Raw genomic sequence first — 6,456 nt, 5'->3', positions numbered from 1 at the left:
GCGCCTCGATCGACCTGATGATGCAGTGGTCGCAAAAAGCCGTCGAGGGCCAGAAGTTCGACGTCGCGCTCGATTTCCTCGACCAGGTGGTGACTTTGCAGCCGACTTATGCCGAAGGCTGGAACCGGCGTGCCACCGTCCATTTCATGATGAAGAACTACGGCAAGTCGATGTCCGACATCGACCAAACGCTGCAGCTCGAGCCGCGCCATTTCGGTGCGCTGTCCGGCCTGGCGCAGATCATGGCGCTGACCGGCCACAAGCAATCGGCGCTCGAGGCCTGGCAGAAGGTGCTGGCCATCTATCCGATGATGCGCAGCGCCCAGGACCAGGTCGGCACGATTTCGGAGGAACTTGCCGGTGAAGGCATTTAAGGGAATAGGCAGTAGGGATTAGGCAGTAGGTCCAGACCGCTCTGCGGAACACACATGCCTACTGCCTACTGCCTACTGCCTACTGCCTACTGCCTACTGCCTACTGCCTACTGCCTACTGCCTACTGCCTACTGCCTACTGCCTACTGCCTACCCTACAACTTATCCCCCTCCACCTCGTATCTCCCCCATGAACCTGATCTACGCCGCCCTTGCCTTCCTGATGGCGCTTGTCTTCGGCTTTGTCGGCGTCACCCGCGTCGGGTCATGGCTGATCGAGCGTCGTAATCCGCCGATCGGCGAGTTCGCCGACATCGACGGCGCCCGCATCCACTATGTCCATGTTCCGGCGCCCGCCAATGCCGAGTTGCCGCCGATCGTCTTCATCCATGGCGCCAGCGCCAATCTCAGGGACCAGATGCTGCCGCTGCGCCCCTTGCTCGAAGGCCGCGCCGAAATGCTGTTCTTCGACCGGCCAGGCCATGGCTGGTCGGGTCGCGGCACCAACAACGAGAACCCGTCGGCGCAGGCCAACACCATTGCCGCACTGATGGACCATCTCGGCATCAAAAAGGCTGTCATCGTTGGCCATTCCTTCGGCGGCGTGGTGACATCGGCCTTTGGCCGCGAACATCCAGACAAGACACTCGGGCTCGTCTTTCTCGCACCGGCGACCCACCCATGGCCGGGCGGCGCAACCGCCTGGTACTACGATCTGACCACCATGCCGGTGCTCGGTTGGCTGTTTTCCGAAACGCTGACCTATCCGGCCGGAACCCTGCAGATGGCCGACGCCACCACCTGCGTCTTTTCGCCCAACAAGGTGCCGGACAATTACCTCAGCTCGGTCTCTATCCCGCTGGTGCTGCGACCAACAGCCTTTCGTGCCAACGCCACCGATGTCGCCGGGCTCTATCGCTACGCGCTCGCCACCGCACCGCGTTACGCCGAGATCAAGGCGCCGACCGTGGTGATTTCAGGCGATCGCGACAAGGTGGTCTATGCACATATCCATTCGGTCGGCCTGGCGCGCGACATTGCCGGTGCCGAACTCGTGTGGGTGCACAATCTCGGTCACAAGCCAGACTGGATCGCGACCGACCTGACCGTCGGCGCCATCGAGAAGGTCGCTGGCAAGAATATGGACCTGCCGGCGATGGCCAGGACCGTGGAGGCGCGCATCGCCGGCGACGCCTACGGCGCCGGCAGATGCGCCGATATCAAGGTACCGCAGGCCGAACTCGCGCCGACCTAAAGCGGGCCGCCTGAATCCGTTCAGAGGCGACACGCTTCAGGAATCTAGCGGCTGACTTGTGTGTCCGAACCGATATAGGCGATGCGCAGCATGTTGGTCGAACCCGGTGTCCGCAGCGGCACGCCCGCGGTGATGATGACGCGGTCGCCAGGCTTGCCGAAGCCTTCGTCGAAGGCGATGCGGCAGGCGCGATTGACCATGTCGTCGAGATCGACGGCGTCGGGTGAGACGACGCAATGCGTGCCCCACAAAAGCGACAGCCGCCGCGCCGTGTTGAGGATCGGCGACAGCGCGATAACAGGCACCTGCGGCCGCTCGCGGGCGGCGCGCAGGCCTGTGGTGCCCGATGCGGTGTAGGTGATGATCGCCGACAGCTTCAGCGTTTCGGCGATCTCGCGCGCGGCCAGCGAAATGGCGTCGGCGCCGGTCGCCTCCGGCTCGGAGCGCTGGGCGTTGATGATGCCGGCATAGGTCGGATCGGTTTCGACCTTGGTGGCGATACGGTTCATCATTGCCACAGCCTCGACGGGATAGGCACCCGCCGCCGATTCCGCCGACAGCATGATGGCATCGGCGCCTTCGAAGACGGCGATCGAAACATCGGACACTTCGGCGCGGGTCGGCACCGGTGCCGTGATCATCGATTCCAGCATCTGCGTTGCAACCACCACCGGCTTGCCGGCGCGGCGTGCGGCGCGCGTGATCTGCTTCTGGATGCCGGGCACCGCCTCGAGCGGCATCTCGACGCCGAGATCGCCGCGGGCGACCATCAGCGCGTCGGACAGTTCGATGATTTCGGCCAGCCGGGCGACAGCCTGCGGCTTCTCGATCTTGGCCATGATCAGCGCCCGCCCGCGTGCGATCTTGCGCGCTTCCGCCAGATCCTCCGGCCGTTGCACGAAGGACAGCGCCACCCAGTCGACGCCTGTGGCCAGCACGGCATCGAGGTCCTTGCGGTCCTTCTCGGTCAGCGCGCCGACCGGCAGATCGGTGTCGGGCAAGCTGACGCCTTTCTTGTCGGAAATCGTGGTGCCGGCGACGACGGTGCAGACGATCGACTTGCCGTCGCTCTTCACCGCCTTCAGCTCGAGCTTGCCATCGTCGATCAGCAGGCGATGGCCGGCTTCGACCGAGCTCAGGATTTCCGGATGCGGCAGATAGACCCTGGTCGAGGTGCCGGGCTCGGGATTGTCGTCGAGGGTGAAGGTCTGGCCTTGCGTCAGCACTTCCTTGCCATTGGCGAACTTGCCGACGCGCAGCTTTGGTCCTTGCAGGTCGGCCAGGATGCCGATCGGCCGGCCAACCGCTTCCTCGACAGCGCGGATGCGTCCGACCAGCGTGCGCATCAGTTCATGGTCGGTATGGCTCATATTGATGCGGAACACATCGGCGCCCGCTTCGAACAGTTTCTTCAGCATCTCCTCCGACGAGGAGGCCGGACCGATGGTGGCTAGGATCTTGACCTTGCGGCTACGTCTCATTGACTGTTTGTTCCCGGGGCGGCTGGAGCGCCTCCCGTTGTGGACTCATCGGTCAGCTGGACCATCCAGCTTGCCTGTTCGCCCGTGTCATATTCCTGGAATCCGGCGCGCTGGAAGCCCCGGGCAACGCAGTCGGTCACGCCTGCGATCTTGAACTCTTTTTCAGCCACGCACATGTTGATCGGGCCGTCCCAGCGTCCGCCGCGTTCGGCGTCTTCTGCATAAAGATAGTAAAACCTTGATGACAGCGGCCCTTCGATCAGCGTCTTGCAGCTCGATCCCTCGATGTGCCACCAGCCTTCGGTGATCCAGCCGGCCTTGGCGCGATAGCCGATGCCGACGCCGACCAGGTTCTGCGTGGCGTTGCAGACGCGGAAATCGGCACGCGCCGGCGAAGCCACGACCATGGCCGACAGGCCCATGGCAAGAGTGAGGAGCGGCATGGCAAAGGCAGAGCGCATGCGCTGCCCGCCGGCGGAACTCATCCGAAAACCCCTCAAAAACCACATCAGCATCTCTCTGCGCCCCTTTTCGGAAAAGTCCGGGCGCATGTCAACGCACCGTTTTGTCCAATTCCAATCGATTTAGAAAGGCTCCGGCGCACAATTCGCCGACGTGTGCCAGATTTCCCGGGAAACCTTGGCCAAACAACGGCATTGCGCAAGCGTCGTCTTCGTGGAATGACGATAGCACCCTCCCCGGAAGCCCGCGAACAGACCATTTCCCGCCAATGACCCGATCCACAGTTTTCGCGCCTTTCGACATCATCGAGGGCGACCGCAAGCGAGGCATCGTGCTGTTGGGCGATCATGCCCGTCGCGACCTGCCCGACGACTACGGCAGCCTCGGCCTGCCCTCGGCCGAGTTCGACCGGCACATCGCCTATGACATCGGCGTCGAGGCGGTGACGCGCGAACTGGCTGCCCTGCTCGGCGTGCCGGCGGTGCTCGCCAATTTTTCGCGACTGCTGATCGATCCCAATCGCGGCGAAGACGATCCGACGCTCATTCGCCAGCTTTATGACGGCACTGTCGTACCTGGGAATTACCCCATTACTGCCGATGAGCGCGAGAGGCGGCTCGACGGGTTCTACCGGCCCTATCACGACGCCGTCGGCGCCATGATCGCATCGGTCGCACAGGCTTCCGCCCAGACGCCCTTCATCTTTTCGGTGCATTCCTTCACCCCGGCCATGCAAGGAATCCAGCGTCCTTGGCACGTCGGCATCCTGTGGGACCTCGACGACCGCGTGGCGCGGCCGTTGATAGACATGCTGGCGCAGGACAGGAACCTCGTCGTCGGCGACAACGAACCCTATGACGGCGCGCTGCGCGGCGACACCATGTACAAGCATGCCATCGTCAACGGCTTCGCCCATGCGCTGATCGAGATCCGACAGGATCTGATATCGGACCAGAAGGGCGCGCTCGCCTGGGCCGAACGGTTGGCGCCGATCGTTGACGCGATCGACCGCCGTCCCGATATACATGTGGTGAAGATGTTCGGCTCGCGCACCGGGCCGCTATGACGGAGGTTTCGATGACCGAACTCAGCGACGAGCAGCAACGCGATTTCGAAGCGGCCGCCTTCCGCCGGCTGGTCGAGCATCTGCGCGAGCGCAACGATGTGCAGAACATCGACCTGATGAATCTTGCCGGCTTCTGCCGCAACTGCCTGTCGAACTGGTATCGCGAGGCAGCCAATGCCGAGGGCGTCGATCTCACCAAGGATCAGTCACGCGAGATCGTCTACGGCATGCCTTATGGGGAATGGCAGGCGCTGAACCAGACCGAGGCCTCCGACGCCAAGAAGGCCGAATTCGAGGCAAGGCGCCCCCAGGACCATTGACGCCGTCGCCCCAGCGATCGCTTAAGGCTATGTTTGGCCCAAAATGCTTCCCGAAAGAGCCTTGACTGAAAATTGAATCGATCTAATTTGCCGCGCGAAGCCATTTTCAGCGGGATTCGCCTCATGAACGCGTCAATTGCCAAGCTGACTGCCATTCGCGGACGATGGGCGCTCGCGGCCATTTTTCTCGCCAACGGCTTCCTGACGGGCAGCTGGGCGCCGCAGATCCCGGTGTTCCTGACCCGGCTGGAGATTTCGAAGTTCACGCTCGGCCTGCTGATTCTCTTATTCGGCGTCGGTGCCGTCGTCGCGATGACCTGGTGCGGCCATTTGATCTCCAGACATGGCTCGCGCACCGTACTGCGCTGGTTCGCCCTGTGCGGCAGCCTCGGTCTGATGGTCGTGGCGCTGGCGCCCAACGTACCGCTGGCGGCCGCGGCCATGATCATCTTCGGCGGCTCGATCGGTGGCATGGACGTTGCCATGAATGCCAATGCCGTGGTGGTCGAACGGCGGCTCTCCCGCGCCGTCATGTCGTCCTCGCACGGCTTCTGGAGTCTCGGCGGCTTCGCCGGCGGCGGCCTCGGCGGCTTTGCCATCCAGCACTACGGCCACCTCGCCCACGCGGCGGCGGTAACGGTGTTTGCCTCCGGGGTGATCGCGGTGGCCGTTCGCCATCTCCTCACCGAAGACAGACCGCAGGCGGCAGAGCACCACAAATTCGCACTGCCGGCAAACCCGCTGGTTTATCTGATCGGACTGATGGCGCTGCTGGCGATGATCTCCGAAGGCGCGGTGCTCGACTGGGCAGCCCTGTATCTGCGCCAGGAGCTCGGCGCCGATCTTGCCGTTGCCGGCCTCGCCTACGCCGGATTTTCGGGCGTCATGGCGGTTACGCGGTTCTTCGGCGACGGCATACGCAATCGCTTCGGCGCGGTGACGACGCTTCGCGTGTCGGCCCTCGTAGCCGCGGTCGGCATGCTGGTGGCTGGCCTGGCGCCCTCGCCCTGGCTCGCCATTGCAGCCTTTGCCTTTTGCGGCTTCGGCATCGCCAATATGGTGCCGATCATCTTTTCGGCCGGCGGCAACCAGGAAGGCATGTCTTCTGGCACCGGCATGAGCGTGGTCACCACTATCGGATACTGTGGCATACTGGTGGCGCCGTCGGCGATCGGCTTCGTTGCCGAGCACTCCAGCTTTGGCCCGATCTTCATCACCATGTCGGGACTGCTGATCATCGTGTTGCTGATGGCCGGGCTCGCTCACCGCGCCGAATTCGCGCCAGCACCCGCCGAATAGCGTTTCAGCTCCTCGTGGAGAAAATCCACCACCCGGCGGATGCGCACGCTGGTACGCACGTCGCGATGCATCGCTAGCCACACCGGCAGAACTGGCAGCGGCAGATCTGGCAGAACCTTCTCTATCAAAGGATCCCTGTCGGCCAGCGGCTCCTGACCGAGGCCGATGCCGTTTCCCGCCCGCACCGCTTCCCACAAAAC

Annotated in this window: 8 protein-coding genes; 5 read left to right on the top strand and 3 right to left on the bottom strand. The window is 63.4% G+C overall.

The genetic code is table 11. From position 1 onward, the window contains the following. Positions 1–374: tetratricopeptide repeat protein (locus EN964_RS20580; RefSeq protein ID WP_373565065.1), on the top strand; the 374-nt coding region annotated here is incomplete at its 5' end. Positions 375–563: 189 nt separating this feature from the next. After that, the gene (locus tag EN964_RS20575; RefSeq protein WP_127272236.1) at positions 564–1,628 is read left to right on the top strand and encodes an alpha/beta fold hydrolase; all 1,065 of its coding nucleotides are present in this window, start codon (positions 564–566) and stop codon (positions 1,626–1,628) included. Between the two features lie 44 nt (positions 1,629–1,672). Here the strand turns inward: EN964_RS20575 and pyk are convergent, their stop codons facing one another. Further along, positions 1,673–3,109, bottom strand: coding sequence for a pyruvate kinase (gene pyk, locus EN964_RS20570; protein WP_013529204.1), 1,437 nt, complete (start codon positions 3,107–3,109; stop codon positions 1,673–1,675). After that, positions 3,106–3,594 carry a DUF1036 domain-containing protein gene (locus tag EN964_RS20565; protein ID WP_127266899.1) on the bottom strand — a complete coding sequence of 163 codons (489 nt, stop codon included), beginning with the start codon at positions 3,592–3,594 and terminating at the stop codon, positions 3,106–3,108. Before EN964_RS20565 ends, pyk begins: the two co-directional genes overlap by 4 nt. A 245-nt stretch (positions 3,595–3,839) precedes the next feature. Between EN964_RS20565 and EN964_RS20560 the strand changes: the two genes are divergently transcribed. The 3 genes from EN964_RS20560 (at position 3,840) to EN964_RS20550 (ending at position 6,256) form a co-directional block, all read left to right on the top strand. Beyond that, on the top strand, positions 3,840–4,637 hold the full coding sequence (locus tag EN964_RS20560; protein ID WP_127266900.1) for an N-formylglutamate amidohydrolase: 798 nt from the start codon (positions 3,840–3,842) through the stop codon (positions 4,635–4,637). An 11-nt stretch (positions 4,638–4,648) separates the two neighbouring features. Then, a complete protein-coding gene (locus EN964_RS20555; RefSeq protein WP_027037142.1) occupies positions 4,649–4,957 on the top strand; it encodes a DUF1244 domain-containing protein in 309 nt (102 codons plus the stop codon). Positions 4,958–5,080: 123 nt separating this feature from the next. After that, positions 5,081–6,256, top strand: coding sequence for an MFS transporter (locus EN964_RS20550; protein ID WP_127266901.1), 1,176 nt, complete (start codon positions 5,081–5,083; stop codon positions 6,254–6,256). Here EN964_RS20550 and EN964_RS20545 read toward each other — a convergent pair. After that, positions 6,220–6,456 (bottom strand): LysR substrate-binding domain-containing protein (locus EN964_RS20545; RefSeq protein WP_164775903.1); only part of this gene is annotated, 237 nt, incomplete at its 5' end. The genes EN964_RS20550 and EN964_RS20545 overlap by 37 nt on opposite strands.

It is taken from the genome of Mesorhizobium sp. M7A.F.Ca.CA.001.10.2.1 (genome assembly GCF_003998575.1).
Taxonomy (GTDB): domain Bacteria; phylum Pseudomonadota; class Alphaproteobacteria; order Rhizobiales; family Rhizobiaceae; genus Mesorhizobium.
This window is presented reverse-complemented; position numbering and strand designations above follow the sequence as displayed.